Here is a 14,804-nt window from a genome sequence, read left to right as displayed (position 1 = left end):
TATATGCTTGTTTTTTATGGGCATACAGGAAGTTGTGAGTGGGGATCTATGCAGCAATTTACCGAGGAAGAGCTTCAAAAATACAATGGTCAAGACGGTGCGCCGACTTACATCGCTTTCAAAGGGAAAGTATACGACGTCAGTTCGTCCAAACTGTGGAAAAACGGAGCCCATTTTAAACGACATTTTGCAGGGTGTGATCTAACACCTGAAATGGAAGATGCGCCTCACGCCGATGAGGTCTTCGAACACTTTGAATCCATCGGACTTTTTATTCCGTCGACCAAAAAGTCGCCGCAAGATGAAAAAGAGGCTCGAAAAGAGCGATACCGACAATGGTACGCAACTTACCACCCTCATCCGATGCTTGTCCATTTTCCCATTGCATTGCATTATTTTAGCGGTGTGGCGGATATCCTGTTTTTAATAAATCCCTCTGTTGCGTATGAAGAGAGTGTATTTTTATCCTTTTTTATGGCTACGGTAATGGGAATATTTGCTTTATTTGCAGGAGTATTCAGCTGGTGGATCAACTATGATCTAGTTAAATCCAAGCCGTTTATGATCAAGCTTGTCGGCGCCTTGTTTACTCTGCTCGTCGGAGTGATTCCCATCATCCAAATGTTTATGAATTCAAATATCCCTTTTGAAAAAGGTATAGACGGGATTATTTACCATTCAATTATTTTTCTAACGGTAATTTCGGTAACGATCGTCGGATATTACGGCGGAAAAATTACCTGGGGGGCGAGACAATGAGAGATTCGGTTTCGATATTGATCGGGGGAAAAGCGGGGCAGGGGATTGCGAGTATCGAAACCCTTTTGACCAAAGGATTTAAGCGAGCCGGATTTTATACCTTTTCGACCAAAGAGTTCATGTCCAGAGTTCGTGGGGGCAGCAACACGACGCTGATCCGCATCTCGAAGAATCCGGTTAATGCTCCCGTTTACAAAACGGATATTTTTGTTCCTTTGGACATCAGTGCTTTTTACCATGCGCAAGATCGGATTACAAAAGAGACCTTTTTAATCGCCAAAAAAGGGGATTTCGAATGCGACTGCACGTTTTACGATCACGATTTGGAAGCTTTGGCCAAAAGTATCGGGAGCCCGATCGTCTCTAATACGATAGCGGCAGCACTGGTGTTCGGACTGCTCGGATGCGATGTGGATGTGTTGAGAGAGATTGTAGCACAGCTGTACAGCAGTGAGCTGCTCGAAGTGAATCTCAAAGCGCTAGAGATCGGAGCGAAACTGGGTCAGGATAACGGAAATTGTCTGTACTGTATCGAACCGGATCTCTCAGACCTGCAAACAAAAGATTTCTTTTTGAGTGGGACGGAAGGAGTCGGGTTCGGAGCAATCGCGGGTGGATGCAATTTTATCTCCAGCTACCCGATGAGCCCATCGACAGGGGTGCTGACCTTTTTGGCGAAGCAGAGTCAGGCTTTCGGTATCTGTGTCGAGCAGGCGGAAGATGAGATCGCGGCGTTTCAGATGGGTCTGGGGGGCTGGTATGGGGGCGGACGATCTATCACGACGACGAGTGGAGGCGGATTTGCTCTGATGGGGGAGGGACTCAGTCTCAGCGGGATTACCGAAACGCCGATGGTTGTCTATCTGGCGCAGCGTCCCGGCCCCGCGACCGGTCTCCCGACACGGACGGAACAGGGAGATTTGGAACTCTCCATCTACAGCGGTCACGGGGAGTTTCCGAGGATCGTACTGGCACCGGGAGACGTGAGAGAGTGTTTTGATTTAGCCAGAAGGGCCTTTGAACTCGCAGATGTGTATCAAATTCCGGTGATTGTCTTGAGTGATCAGTATTTGGCAGACAGCTATTTTCATGTCGAGCGGTTTGAAATCAATCCGAAACAGCCTGTTCATCACATCATAAAAACCGAGGCGGACTATAAGCGCTATTCTTTGAGCGATGATGGGATCAGCCCCCGCGGAATCCCCGGATACGGTGAGGGGTTCGTGCTTGTCGATTCGGATGAACATACTGAGGAAGGGCTGATTACCGAGAGTATGACCGTCCGTAACGAGCAAAACGGCAAACGTCTTAAAAAACGGGAGTTGATTTCTAAGGAAGCGATTGTTCCCGAAGGGGATGTCGGAGGGGATATTGTCATCGTTGGCTGGGGAAGTACGAAACACATCATTAAAGAGGCCGTGGAGAGAGTCGGTGATGATAGGGTATCGGCGATCCATTTTTCATGGGTTCATCCGCTGAGCGAATCTCAGTTGGCTCTGTTAAGAGATGCAAAACAGGTCATAACGGTCGAAAATAATGGGACGGGACAGTTTGCAAGACTTCTCAAAGTGCACGGTATCGTGATTCATGATCAGATACTAAAATCCGACGGCTTGCCATTTTTTGTAGACGAGCTCTCCGAAAAGATTGCATCCGTACTAAAGGAGATCCGATGAGTACACGGTTTGACCGAATCGTAGAAGATAACGCCTGGTGCCCCGGATGCGGAAATTTTTCGATTCTTGCCCATTTAAAAGAGGCGTTGGATGAAATGGGGCTTGATCCGCTTCAGAGCGTAGTGGTTTCGGGGATAGGACAGGCGGCGAAAACACCGCAATACATGAGTGTTCATATGTTTAACGGACTGCACGGCAGGGCACTCCCCGTCGCTCAGGGGCTGAAAGTAGCCAATCCCTCACTGACGGTGATCGCCGAAGGAGGCGATGGCGATATGTACGGTGAAGGGGGAAACCATTTTATGGCGGCAATCCGACGAAACGCCGATATAATCAACATCGTCCATAACAACATGGTCTACGGTCTTACCAAGGGCCAAGCTTCTCCGACATCCCAGCGGGGGTTTAAAACACCGGTGCAGACCGAAGGGGTGCATGTGGAATCGTTTAATCCGATAGCGACGGCGATATCGCTCGATGCATCGCTCGTCATCCGAACATTTTCGGGGAACAAGGAGCACTGCAAAAAAATGCTCAAAATAGCGATCGAGCACAAAGGGTATGTGCTGATCGATATTTTTCAGCCATGCGTGACGTTCAACAAAACCAACACCTTTAAATGGTTCAAAGAGAATGTGTACGAACTGCCGGAAGATTATGATCCGAGAGACAAGGTCAAAGCATTTGAAAAAGCGCTGGAGTCCCATCCTTTTCCGTTAGGGGTCATCTATAAAAGCCCTCCGAAAGCCATTTTGGAAAATGTCCTGAGAGACGAAAGCGGGCTTGGAGATAAACCGTTGTATTCTACTACGGTTGATTATCAACGTCTCGGCATCGAGATGGAAAAATACATTTGAGTGAAGGAGAGAACATGACAAAATATGAGTGTGACGTATGCGGATATATTTATGATCCGGAATTAGGTGATCCTGAGAACGGAATCCCGCCCGGAACACCGTTTGAAAACCTTCCTGAGGACTGGATTTGTCCCGTATGCAGTGTCGGCAAAGAAGATTTTACCGAATTGGCTGAATAAATTCCTATGCTACGGGCTACACTGCCCGTTTAGCGCTTCTACCAACCCTCTTTTATCCGTAAAAATCTTAATCTAGTTTTTAACAGTATAAAACTTGACATAAACTATTATTTATAGGTAAAATACTGTAATTAACAGTTATATACATCTCAAGGTAAAATATGAATATTACAATTGTAAATTTTAAAGGGGGAGTGGGCAAGTCCATGATTGCCCATCAGCTTATTTCCGGATTCGGATTTTACGGTTGCGAGATTGATCCGTACGGTTCGCTCTCCGATCGTTTGCCTGAGCGGGTAGAGCGTATTGACATTCAGCAAAAACATTTGCAAAAGCCGACAGATGAGACTATTTTTGATTTTGGGGGTTTTGATGATATCAAACTCGATCAGGCCATCAGTTATTCGGATTTGATAATTATTCCGTTTATTCCGACTCTGGAGACGATTCAGGGGACGGTAGATACTTTGGTACGCGTCGCGTCGTCAAATAAACCGATCTTGATGGTGCCGAACATGAGCCAAAAAGAGAATGATATCAAGGATGCGAAATTTGTATTCGAAGAGACGCTCGGGTTTGAGATTGAGATGTTTCCGATACCTATGAGCGTTGCATTGCAGACGGCGATTAATGAAAATCGATCTATTGTCGACCTTTCGCAGCAGGGTGGGATTAAGGCGTATGCGTATAAAAAAGGTTCCAATCTAATCCGTGATCTTCATGAGAAAATCCGCGAATATGAAAACATCTAAGGGGGCGATATAGATGGAAAAAGTAAAAGAAAACAAGTTTGCTGCACGGGTGACCCAGCGGGAACTTTCAACGCATAAAGAGATTCAAACGGCGAAACACCCGGGCGGACGTCCGAAAAAAACGGAAGAGATCAAGCAGAGCGAAAAGGTGTTTTTGACACTGACCAAACAAGAAAAAGCAAAACTCGATGAACACACGGCACGTACCGGCGAATCGATCGCCGGAGCAATCCGACGGGCACTTAAAGAGATGGGGATGATATGAAAGGAATAACAATGAAACGATCGATAATGTTAGCGGCAACGATGCTTATGCTGGGCGGATGTGTCCAGCAACCTGTAACACAACCGCAAAAACCGTGTATGAGTGCGGAACAGCTTGATGCATACGGATATGATTATTTGGCACGGGTGGCAAAATTGCTCCGCGAGGATAAAAAAAATATTGAATCGTTCGAGGGATTCATCAATACGATGAAGGGGACAGTCGATAATTACTCCGAAATGGTCAAATCGAGCGTATACATCAGCAATGTCGTCCGATTTTTACCGATCCCGTATGCAGGAGAGGTTTGCAATACAACCAAGCTGATTTCCAAAACGGTACTCAATCTCGGCGGTGCCGCAAGTGCGCTGAACCGATATAAAGCAAGTACGGACATTTTTTTGGCGGGATTTGACAAGATGGATCGTTCAAATGTAAAAGCGGCAGACATTTCACGATTGGCAGTGTATGCTGACACAAAATTGCTCAATGATGCGAATGACCTCGAAGTCTCACTAAAAGAGATTTCCTCTTCTACCGCTGCAATGGCGGCGACGACGCAGAGTATTGCCGATGCACTCGATACGACGGGCAACTACGTCAATCAGGCGAAAAGCTTTGTAGGATTGACACAGCCAAGTGGGGATGACAAGACTAAAGTGGCTCAAAACCGCAATTCGATCAATGCGCGGATGATTCAACTCAATCAAAAAATCGCATCATTGGAAAAGAGCGGTCAAACGCATCGTTTTAACATAGCTAAAGCACGTATTTATTCAGAGTTAGCGGTTCAGTTGGAGCAGTAATATAATTTGAACGATTTTTCTGCCTCGATAGAGGCAAGCTTCAGTGCCAAAGCGGCGAGCGTAGCCAAAGGGATGAATTCCTTTGGCGTTTAATTTTAGGCTTTTTTCATAAATGCGGCAACGAGAACAATCGTGCTGCCGTTGATTTTTCCTTCGATGTACCGCGGATCATCGGTAAGGCGGATGTTTTTGACGATGGTTCCGCGTTTGGCGGTAAATCCTGCCCCTTTAACTTCGAGGTCTTTGATCAGCGTTACGGTATCACCTTCTGCTAGGATGGTTCCGTTGCTGTCGCGTTGAACAACTGCTCCGCCATCATCGTTTGCGGCAGTGCTGAGCATTCCGGCTTGTGCCCATGCTTTGACATCGTCTTCGAGATACATCATATCGAGTTGATCTTGATCACCAAGTGCGCTGAGAAGGCGATATGCCATTACTTGTACGGCTGGGACTTGGCTCCACATGCTGTCGCTTAGACATCGCCAGTGATCTGTATCGAGATTTTGAGGGTTTTCAATTTGGCTTTTGCAGGTTTCGCAGATGTAGATCGATTGTTCTGCACTTCCGTCACTCGGAGCAACTTCATAAGGGCTCAATCCCTCGCTTGCACCGCACAATTCGCAAATATTTCCGCTGCGTTCTTTTAATGTTTGTTCAATACTCATAATGACACCTTACTTAAATAATAAGCGTATTATAGCGTATTGCTACCGTGCGTATTGAATTCGATCCCCATCGACAAGGACTTTCCCTCCGTTACGGAGCAGCTTCATCGCTTTTAATTCATCGACTATGGGAGCAACGAAGAGGGCTTTGAGATGCATGACGGAGACTGTGAAATCATCTCTTTTGCATTTATTCAATTCGTCTGAAAGGAGTGCCGGGGTAAGGTGTTTACTATCATGTGCCAATTTTGTAAAACTCGATGGGAAGGATACTTCTGTAATGAGGGTGTGAATATGCGGGAGTTCATCGAGAAGATCCCATATGCGATTGCATCGATAGGTATCGGCAGTAAACATCATCCCCGCACCGTTTTTTTCGATGATATAGCCGCAGCTTCCTTCCGTGTGATCTGTTTTGAAAGGGGTAAGGGTTACATCATCTACTGTATAAGGAGTTTCGAGTTCCAGTTCGATCAGTTCGATCGTCTTTTGCGTATGGCCGATCAGCGTGATCTCTTCAAAGTTCGGCCAGACCCGATGGTTAAAGATAAATTGGCGTAAATCATCAAGTGTCGCTTTCAAACCATAAATTTTGAGAGAGACTTTTTTTTGGGTAACGAAAAGATCGGCGAGAAAAGGGATGTCAATAATATGATCGAGATGCGAATGGCTGAGAAAAATATGTTCTATTGTAAAAACGTCATCACCGAACGTATTGATAAGATTGCCGGCATCAATGACACAGTGGGTACTTACCCGCAGGCAGGTAGTCCCTTGTGTGGGTGTTCGCGTTCCGCCGGTCCCTAAAAATTCAATACTGTCCATGAACTCACCCTTACATATGAAATTAAATTATATTACAAAATATGTGAATCTGCGTTTTAAATACGACTGATCGTTTTATAAGCATTAAAAGTTCGATATTTTGGATCAAATTGTGTTATCCTTGCTGATATTTAACCTATCAGTACGCGCAAAGGAATCCGATGTCGCTCAAAGTTGTCCTCTCTCATAAAACTCATTATGCTTTCGATCGTCCGATAAATCTTTCTCCTCATGTGATACGTCTTCGCCCAGCCCCCCACAGTCGGACCCCTATTGAGGCGTATTCACTGAATATTAAACCGGAAGATCATTTTATCAACTGGCAGCAAGACCCGTTCGGGAATTATTTGGCACGAATCGTATTTCCTGAAAAGACAACGGAGCTGGAAATCGATGTAGAAGTTTTAGCGGAACTGGTCAGTATCAATCCATTTGATTTTTTCGTTGAGGAATATGCGACAAACTTTCCGTTTACCTACAAAAAAGAGTTGAAAAAAGAGCTCACACCGTATTTGAAGATTAGTGAAAAAGGGAAACGGCTTCAAGCATTTATAGATTCTATCGATAAAACTCCGCGTCCTATCAACGATTTTTTGGTTGAACTGAATATGAAAATCAACCAGTATCTAAACTATACGCTTCGAATGGAACCCGGAGTCCAGACCTGTGCCGTAACGCTTAAAGGAAAAACGGGGTCATGTCGCGATTTTGCATGGTTGTTTGTTCAGGTACTCCGACATCTCGGGCTTGCCGCACGGTTTGTATCGGGATATCTTGTGCAGCTCGCTGCTGATGTTAAATCGCTCGACGGTCCGAGCGGTCCGGCGGAAGATTTTACCGATCTGCACGCATGGACCGAAGTCTATATTCCGGGAGCCGGATGGATCGGATTGGATGCTACGAGCGGATTGTTCGCTGCGGAGGGACATATCCCTCTCGCCTGTACTCCCAATCCGGAAAGTGCCGCACCGGTAGAGGGGGCTATGGATAAGTGTGAGGTAGAGTTTACGTTTTCCAACACCGTAACGCGGGTATTCGAATCGCCGCGTGTCACAAAGCCGTATCGTTCCGAGCAGTGGGAAGCGATCGATGCACTGGGATATCAGGTAGACAAAGAACTGTTTGAAAATGATGTCCGTCTTACGATGGGGGGAGAGCCGACTTTCGTCTCCATCGATGATATGGAATCGCCCGAATGGAATACCGAAGCAGACGGTCCGCATAAACGTGAACTCGCCAATGTACTCTCCCGCCGATTGTTAAAGACTTTCGGCAAGGGGGGGCTGCTCCATCATGCACAGGGGAAATGGTATCCGGGTGAACCGCTCCCGCGTTGGATGTCGACGATTATTTGGCGTAAAGACGGGCAACCGATTTGGAAAAATCCCGATTTACTGGCAAGTTTGGATCAGTCGTTCGATTACACTCCGGAAGATGCACGGAAATTTTTAGCCAAGCTCTGCTTGAACCTGGGCATCAGTGACAAAAATATCCATGATGCGTATAACGATCCGCTTGTAGCACTGCTGCAAGAGTCATTGTTGCCGGTCGATGTCGATCCGTTGAAAGCAACCCTAAAAGATTCATTGGAACGCCGTGCTCTAGCCGACAGTCTCTCCAGCGGGATTGACAAACCTGCCGGATTTGTACTGCCGCTGAATTGGGGAACGACCCGATGGATCACCTGCCGCTGGGAATTTCGGCGGGCTCAACTTTTCCTTGCTCCGGGAACCTCTCCTGTAGGACTACGCTTACCGTTGGATTCATTGACCCATAAACCGCATGTGGAGTTGGAACAGAGCTTTGAGCCGGATCTTTTTGCGGCATTTCCGTCGCTGGGAGAGTACCATGACGCCGTAAAAGAACGGGCGGCAAAAGCGAAACAAACAACGAAAAAAACAATCGATTATGAGGCTTTTGTCCGCACGGCTCTCAGTATTGAGATACGCGAAAAGAAACTCTTTATTTTTCTTCCTCCGATTTTGAATACCGAAGCTTTTTTGGATTTGATCGCTTCGATCGAAGAGACTGCCGAAGCACTGAATATGGCAGTGATGATTGAGGGGTATGAGCCTCCGCATGATTTACGTATTGAAAAAATGCGTGTTACCCCCGATCCGGGAGTTATTGAGGTTAATATCCATCCGACCTCTAGCTGGGGGGAACTCACGGGTGTTATCAATACGCTTTACGAAGAAGCGCATCAATCCCGTTTGGGGACACTCAAATTTATGCAAGACGGTAAACAATCCGGGACGGGAGGAGGAAACCACGTCACCATCGGCGGTATTACTCCAAGTGACAGCCCGCTCTTACGCAATCCGGAGCTGCTGCGTTCGTTGATTACCTTTTGGCAGCACCACCCGAGTCTATCGTACCTTTTTTCAGGACAGTTTATCGGGCCGACTTCTCAGGCGCCGCGTGTGGATGAGGGTCGGCTGGAAAACTTGTATGAGCTTGAAATCGCATTCAATCAAATTCCCGAGAGGGGAGAAGTTCCGTTTTGGCTGACTGACCGACTGTTCCGGCATATGTTGACCGATTTGACGGGAAATACCCATCGTAGTGAATTTTGTATCGATAAACTTTATTCTCCCGACTCGTCAACCGGACGGCTTGGAATTTTGGAACTTCGCGGTTTTGAGATGCCGCCGCATGCGCAAATGTCTCTTGTGCAGATGCTGTTGATCCGTACTCTGGTGTCATTGTTTTGGAAAAAACCGTACAAACACAAACTGGTTCGATGGGGCACACAGTTACACGATAAATTTTTGATTGAACATTATGTTCGCGAAGATATCCGCGACATTGTCGAATTTTTACGTTCCGAAGGATATGCGTTCGAAAATGATTGGTTCGATCCGTTTTTTGAATTCCGTTTCCCGTTATACGGGATGAGTACGATCGAGGGAATCCACTGCGAACTGCGTGGAGGAATTGAGCCATGGAACGTTTTGGGCGAAGAGTCAAGCTCGCAGGGAACGGCCCGTTATGTCGATTCCTCGGTTGAACGGGTCCAGATAAAAGTACAAGATTTTGTAAGTGAACGCTATGTCGTTACATGCAACGGTGTGCGCGTTCCACTCGTTTCAACGGGTGTAGAGGGTGAATACGTCTCCGGTGTCCGTTACCGTGCGTGGCAGCCATGGTCGGCACTGCATCCGACGATCGGGGTCGATACACCATTAGTATTTGATATTGTCGACACATGGAATCGCCGTTCTATGGGAGGGTTTACCTATTTTATCGCCCATCCGGGAGGACGTGCCTACGATACTTTCCCCGTCAATACACTCGAAGCACAATCGCGTCGTATCAGCCGTTACTGGGGATTCGGACATACCCAAGGCGAGATGGAAGAGATTCATGAACCGATGATTCGCGAACAGGAACTGATGGGGGAAGAGGGAATAACACGTAAAGTACAAGCGCATCCGAAACAAAAAACATTCACGTATCAGGAATTGCCGGGATCATTGGAATATCCGCATACACTTGATTTACGCCGAAAATGGAGCCCTAATGCACAATAGGGTAAAATTCGTTACTTTAGTCAAAAAAGGGTAACGGATTGAATTCGATGTTTGAAAACTATCATGTCAGTTCATCGCATGATGAGATGTTTGACGAGGAAAACAATATTCGTCCTCATTGGAAAACATTAAAAGACAATCTGGAAACAATCGGGTTGGATCAGCTGCGTTTCAAGCAAAAAGAGATTGACTGGCGGCTTGAGGACAACGGGGTAACCTATAACGTCTATAATGATCCGGGAGGGCTCAACCGTCCATGGAAACTTGATCCGATTCCTTTAATTATTGAGGAAGATCAGTGGAATGCCGTCGAATTAGGGCTTAAGCAGCGATGTAAACTGTTTGATTTATTGCTGCAAGACATTTACGGCGAGCAAAAGACGATTAAAGACGGAATTATCCCCATGGAAGTCATTTATGCACATGGGGGTTTTATGCGTGAAATGCACGGCATGAAAATCCCTTTGGTGATATATGCGGCGGATATGGCGCGTGGACCGGACGGGAAAATCTGGGTAGTCAATGACCGTACCCAAGCCCCATCCGGTATCGGATACGCCATTGAAAACCGTCTTACCATGAACAGTGCGATGCAAGATTTATTTGAAGGAATTTCGGTCAAACGGCTGTACGATTTTTTTGAAACATTCAAATCGATCTTTAATAGTGACAGCATCAGACATAAAATTGAGCCGCTTAATGTCCTTTTGTCCCCCGGTCCGCATAATGAAACATATTTTGAACATGCATATTTAAGTTCGTTTTTGGGGCTTACTCTGGTTCAAGGTCAGGATCTATTGGCTAAAAACGGTGCTGTTTGGCTCAAAAGTCTTAAAGGGCTCCGTCGTGTCGATACGATTTTACGCCGTGTGGATGAGACCTATTGTGATCCTTTGGAATTGCGACAAGATTCCCAACTCGGTGTAGCCGGACTTGTTCAGTCGATCAGAGCCGGCGGGGTGAAGATGTTCAATCCTTTAGGCAGCGGTGTACTGGAAAATGTCGGTTTAAATCCGTTCATGTCTCATTTGGCGCGCTATTTTCTCGATGAAGAACTGATTTTGCCGCAAATCGCCACATGGTGGTGCGGTCAAGCCAAAGAGCAAAAATTTGTGTTGGATAATATTGACCGGCTGATTATCAAAACAATTGACCGGATCGGAGAAAAACATACGTTTGTCGGGAAAAACTTGACGAAAAAAGAGCTTAAATCACTTCGTCAAGAGATCCTTGAACAACCGCATCGCTATGTCGGTCAAGAAGAAGTCGAATTTGCGAGCTGCCCTACATTGGTAAAAGACTTGATTGAGCCGAGAAAAGTTGTTATTCGTGCCTATACGATTGTTCAGAAAGATGAATATACAGTGATGCCCGGAGCCTTGGTTCGTGTGGGGATGAGTAATGATTCTTTGATGGTATCGAATCAATTCGGCGGAAGCAGTAAAGATTTGTGGGTACTAGGGGAATCCAAAACGGTGCCATTAAATCCTCTTTTTAAATCTCAATCGATTGCTGAAAATTCACTTGAAAATATACCGAGTCTACGGGCAGAGAACCTTTTTTGGCTGGGACGATATCTAACGCGTTCTATCTTGACCGCACGTATGATACGGACTACCCTCAAATACATGACCAATGCCTCGCGCTATGATCAAGCTTCAAACCGTCAAACGCAAGAGATGCTGACGAAAGCCCTTACCCATGTTACTATGACCTATCCCGGTTTTTTAGATGATGAGAAGCAAGTTGTAGCATTCGATGAAATTACTTCTGTAACCCTCAATGCAATGCGTGTGGGAAGTTTGGCCCAGATTATCGGGATGCTCTCTAATACCAATACCTATGCCAAAAACCTTTTACCGCTGGAAGCATCCCGTATTTTTGAACGGCTTAGTCGTGAATGGCATCAATTTTGTTCTGAAACTAAACCGCCTCCGCGTTTGATGATTTACAATATGGATAAATTGCTTATGCAATTAATGGCCTATAAAGAGTTAATCCAAGAGAGTCTGTTTGCCGATCAGGGGTCCGTTTTATATGAGATCGGCGCACGTGTTGAACGCGCACAGTTACTCATTTCAAAAGCAAGAGCTTTGCTTATTCCTGTGCACGACGTTGTTAGCGAATATGAAATCTTAGAGACGCTCCTCACAACGTGTGAGAGTTTAAATGCGTATCGTGCCCGGTACCGGACGTCATATGAAATACACAATGTCATTGAGTTTTTGTTACTCGATACCCATTTTCCAAAATCGCTTATCAGTGAGATTGAGGGGTTGATGAAACTATTCCCGCAATTGCCGAAATTTAAAAATGCCATCTATCTTAGTCGATATGAAGAACCTGTTTTTGAAGCGTTTTCGATGATGCGTTTGAGCAAAATAGATCGAATGTGTTCTGTCCAAAGCGATGAATATATACGAGGTGAACTGGAAACACTCCTCTCAGGCCTCTCGACGCGGTTATTATTGGCTTCCGGAGAACTTTCCAAAACTTATTTTGCCCATTATGATGAGTAGCCAATGATTTATACTATTTACCACAGTACCCGCTTTTTTTATCAGCATGAGGTTGGATTCAGTCACAATCTTATCCGTCTTCAACCTAGGAATACATCAATTCAGAAGGTACTGAATTTTGATTTGACGACCAAACCCGTAGCGGCAGAGATCGAACCATACGACGATTTTTTCGGAAATCATTTGCATCATCTATTAGTACGTGAACCGCATACTGTCCTAGATGTGGTTGCACAATCACGTGTTGAAATCAATTATGACTCGCTGGAGAGACACCATGAAAGCAGAAGCAGGGCAGCAAGCCTGACGTATGCTCAAATATTGGAACGTATGATGTTTCTGACTCCTGAAATCATTGAAGCAAAACAATTCAGTTTGAAAAGCCCGTTGTTGCCTATTGCTTCGATGGAGATTTTAAATTATGTGCTGCAATCCATTAAACCGGAACGCTCACTTTATGAGGGAATCGTGGAATTCATCGAGCGGATTTTTACCGATTTTGCTTTTGTGAGCGGTTTTAGTGATCTGAGTACACCGGTCGAGACGGTTTTTTCTGAAAAGAAAGGGGTTTGTCAAGATTTTGTCCATTTTGCATTAACCGCTTTGAGAGGAATTGGAGTCTGTGCCCGTTATATGAGCGGATATATTGAGACTATTCCTCCTGAAGGGGCAGAAAAACTATTCGGTTCAGATGCATCCCATGCATGGTTTTCGGTCTTTTTCCCAGGCTTTGGATGGTTTGATTTCGATCCGACCAATAATATGGTCCCGATGGATCAACACATACTTTTAGGCTATGGACGTGATTACAGTGATATCTCTCCGATGCAAGGGGTAGTGAGCGGAAGCGGGTCGAGTCATTTAGAGGTGATGGTGGATGTCGAACGTGAAAAAAGCAGTTCGTAGCCTAAACGAGAATAAGAAGACATACTATGGAGAGTAAAAAGAATGGGATTTGAATCCATTATTGCCAAAATACACTCTCTTCCTCCGCTCCCCGCTTCGGTGGTAAAACTTGAAGAAGCCTTTCGTCAGGGTGAACCGGATATGAAAAGCATCGTTTCCATCATTGAGGGAGATCCTCTGTTGACTGCCGATATTTTGTCAAAAGTAAACTCTCCGATATACGGGTTAAGAAACCGTATTGTTTCGGTGATGCAGGCCGTTACTTTGTTCGGGTTAGGGACGGTTCGTGCATTGGCGCTAAAAGCATCGATGGATCGCAATTTTGAAATCGATATGTCGCCGTACGGATTGAGCAATGAAGATTTTGCCAAAATCAGTGCAATGCAAAATGCATTGATGTTTCAATGGTATATGGGAGTTGATGTCGAACGCTCAAAAATCATGATACCGCTTGCTTTTTTGATGGAGACGGGGAAAGTGATCATAGCAAAAGAGTTGACAGAAAGCTCATACGGGGAAGTCTTTCGAGAAATGCTTGAATCCAATTCAGTGGATGAAATAGAAAAAGAGTTTACGGATGTCACATCGGCACAGGTGAGTGCAATGTTGTTTAAACATTGGCATTTTGAAGAGATTTTTTCGATCCTGATGGAACATGCGGATCAAGAAGATCAAATCGACAAATCCATAGAAGAGATGGTTTTGGCAATCCAAGCGGTACGCACTGCGATAAACGTAAAAGAGCAACTGAGTGATAAAAGTATCGAAGCAGGTTGTATGATTGTAACTAAAATGGGAAGAGACTCCGTTCGCTTTATGAATGCGACGCGACGTGTAAAAGAAAAATTTGAGTAAGTAAATCAAAAAATCTATATATTATAGAAGCGATTGTGAACGTTTTTTACAGTTTAGTTAATTTCATCAAATTTCTTTCGAAAACCTCTTGACTTCTTTGATATTTTCCCCTATAATTCCCGTCCACAAACGCTGATAGGCCTTGAGTTAAGGTACTGAGTTTGAGTTTGAGATCATTGAAAACTAAGTAGGTCAAACGGTTCGAGA

At 45.3% G+C, this 14,804-nt stretch carries 13 protein-coding genes; 11 read left to right on the top strand and 2 right to left on the bottom strand.

Going from position 1 to position 14,804, the window contains the following annotated elements; all coding sequences use genetic code 11:
* Nucleotides 1-48 precede the first annotated feature (48 nt).
* The 7 genes from PHE37_RS12010 to PHE37_RS11980 all read left to right on the top strand — a co-directional run bounded on the left by PHE37_RS12010 (nucleotide 49) and on the right by PHE37_RS11980 (nucleotide 5,294).
* Nucleotides 49-759, top strand: a complete 711-nt coding sequence (locus PHE37_RS12010) for a DUF2231 domain-containing protein (protein ID WP_299994791.1) — start codon at nucleotides 49-51, stop codon at nucleotides 757-759.
* Nucleotides 756-2,435, top strand: coding sequence for a 2-oxoacid:acceptor oxidoreductase subunit alpha (locus PHE37_RS12005; RefSeq protein ID WP_300008671.1), 1,680 nt, complete (start codon nucleotides 756-758; stop codon nucleotides 2,433-2,435). The genes PHE37_RS12010 and PHE37_RS12005 overlap by 4 nt, the downstream gene beginning before the upstream one ends.
* Complete coding sequence (locus PHE37_RS12000) at nucleotides 2,432-3,292, top strand: thiamine pyrophosphate-dependent enzyme (protein ID WP_299996405.1); 861 nt, start codon at nucleotides 2,432-2,434, stop codon at nucleotides 3,290-3,292. The genes PHE37_RS12005 and PHE37_RS12000 overlap by 4 nt, the downstream gene beginning before the upstream one ends.
* 14 nt (nucleotides 3,293-3,306) lie before the next feature.
* On the top strand, nucleotides 3,307-3,471 hold the full coding sequence (gene rd, locus PHE37_RS11995) for a rubredoxin (protein ID WP_299930981.1): 165 nt from the start codon (nucleotides 3,307-3,309) through the stop codon (nucleotides 3,469-3,471).
* A 161-nt stretch (nucleotides 3,472-3,632) separates the two neighbouring features.
* The gene (locus tag PHE37_RS11990; protein ID WP_299996403.1) at nucleotides 3,633-4,223 is read left to right on the top strand and encodes a ParA family protein; all 591 of its coding nucleotides are present in this window, start codon (nucleotides 3,633-3,635) and stop codon (nucleotides 4,221-4,223) included.
* Nucleotides 4,224-4,236: 13 nt separating this feature from the next.
* Entirely contained in the window at nucleotides 4,237-4,488 is a 252-nt protein-coding gene (locus PHE37_RS11985) for a ribbon-helix-helix protein, CopG family (RefSeq protein ID WP_299996401.1), read from the top strand.
* 11 nt (nucleotides 4,489-4,499) lie between these two features.
* Complete coding sequence (locus tag PHE37_RS11980; RefSeq protein WP_299996399.1) at nucleotides 4,500-5,294, top strand: hypothetical protein; 795 nt, start codon at nucleotides 4,500-4,502, stop codon at nucleotides 5,292-5,294.
* Nucleotides 5,295-5,389: 95 nt separating this feature from the next.
* Here the strand turns inward: PHE37_RS11980 and PHE37_RS11975 are convergent, their stop codons facing one another.
* Both PHE37_RS11975 and PHE37_RS11970 read right to left on the bottom strand, forming a co-directional pair.
* The gene (locus PHE37_RS11975; protein ID WP_299996397.1) at nucleotides 5,390-5,959 is read right to left on the bottom strand and encodes an alkylphosphonate utilization protein; all 570 of its coding nucleotides are present in this window, start codon (nucleotides 5,957-5,959) and stop codon (nucleotides 5,390-5,392) included.
* A gap of 42 nt (nucleotides 5,960-6,001) precedes the next feature.
* Nucleotides 6,002-6,784 carry an MBL fold metallo-hydrolase gene (locus PHE37_RS11970; RefSeq protein ID WP_299996395.1) on the bottom strand — a complete coding sequence of 261 codons (783 nt, stop codon included), beginning with the start codon at nucleotides 6,782-6,784 and terminating at the stop codon, nucleotides 6,002-6,004.
* A 161-nt stretch (nucleotides 6,785-6,945) separates the two neighbouring features.
* Between PHE37_RS11970 and PHE37_RS11965 the strand changes: the two genes are divergently transcribed.
* Genes PHE37_RS11965 through PHE37_RS11950 form a run of 4 tightly spaced genes read left to right on the top strand, consistent with a single transcriptional unit; the run spans nucleotide 6,946 to nucleotide 14,597 of the window.
* Entirely contained in the window at nucleotides 6,946-10,317 is a 3,372-nt protein-coding gene (locus PHE37_RS11965; RefSeq protein ID WP_299996392.1) for a DUF2126 domain-containing protein, read from the top strand.
* A gap of 47 nt (nucleotides 10,318-10,364) precedes the next feature.
* Nucleotides 10,365-12,836 carry a circularly permuted type 2 ATP-grasp protein gene (locus PHE37_RS11960; protein WP_299996407.1) on the top strand — a complete coding sequence of 824 codons (2,472 nt, stop codon included), beginning with the start codon at nucleotides 10,365-10,367 and terminating at the stop codon, nucleotides 12,834-12,836.
* 3 nt (nucleotides 12,837-12,839) lie between these two features.
* A complete protein-coding gene (locus PHE37_RS11955; RefSeq protein WP_300008669.1) occupies nucleotides 12,840-13,742 on the top strand; it encodes a transglutaminase family protein in 903 nt (300 codons plus the stop codon).
* A 42-nt stretch (nucleotides 13,743-13,784) separates the two neighbouring features.
* Nucleotides 13,785-14,597: an HDOD domain-containing protein gene (locus PHE37_RS11950; protein WP_299996386.1), complete on the top strand. Its 813-nt coding sequence runs from the start codon at nucleotides 13,785-13,787 to the stop codon at nucleotides 14,595-14,597.
* The last annotated feature ends 207 nt before the right edge of the window (nucleotides 14,598-14,804 follow it).

It is taken from the genome of Sulfuricurvum sp. (genome assembly GCF_028681615.1).
Lineage (GTDB): Bacteria > Campylobacterota > Campylobacteria > Campylobacterales > Sulfurimonadaceae > Sulfuricurvum.
Note: the sequence above shows the minus strand (reverse complement) of the source record. Positions and strands in the feature narration are given on the sequence as shown.

Coding starts and splice junctions, on each gene's coding strand:
- PHE37_RS12010 (WP_299994791.1), top strand. CDS start 49: ATGCAGCAATTTACCGAGGAAGAGCTTCAAAAATACAATGGTCAAGAC.
- PHE37_RS12005 (WP_300008671.1), top strand. CDS start 756: ATGAGAGATTCGGTTTCGATATTGATCGGGGGAAAAGCGGGGCAGGGG.
- PHE37_RS12000 (WP_299996405.1), top strand. CDS start 2,432: ATGAGTACACGGTTTGACCGAATCGTAGAAGATAACGCCTGGTGCCCC.
- rd (WP_299930981.1), top strand. CDS start 3,307: ATGACAAAATATGAGTGTGACGTATGCGGATATATTTATGATCCGGAA.
- PHE37_RS11990 (WP_299996403.1), top strand. CDS start 3,633: ATGAATATTACAATTGTAAATTTTAAAGGGGGAGTGGGCAAGTCCATG.
- PHE37_RS11985 (WP_299996401.1), top strand. CDS start 4,237: ATGGAAAAAGTAAAAGAAAACAAGTTTGCTGCACGGGTGACCCAGCGG.
- PHE37_RS11980 (WP_299996399.1), top strand. CDS start 4,500: ATGAAACGATCGATAATGTTAGCGGCAACGATGCTTATGCTGGGCGGA.
- PHE37_RS11975 (WP_299996397.1), bottom strand. CDS start 5,959: ATGAGTATTGAACAAACATTAAAAGAACGCAGCGGAAATATTTGCGAA.
- PHE37_RS11970 (WP_299996395.1), bottom strand. CDS start 6,784: ATGGACAGTATTGAATTTTTAGGGACCGGCGGAACGCGAACACCCACA.
- PHE37_RS11965 (WP_299996392.1), top strand. CDS start 6,946: ATGTCGCTCAAAGTTGTCCTCTCTCATAAAACTCATTATGCTTTCGAT.
- PHE37_RS11960 (WP_299996407.1), top strand. CDS start 10,365: ATGTTTGAAAACTATCATGTCAGTTCATCGCATGATGAGATGTTTGAC.
- PHE37_RS11955 (WP_300008669.1), top strand. CDS start 12,840: ATGATTTATACTATTTACCACAGTACCCGCTTTTTTTATCAGCATGAG.
- PHE37_RS11950 (WP_299996386.1), top strand. CDS start 13,785: ATGGGATTTGAATCCATTATTGCCAAAATACACTCTCTTCCTCCGCTC.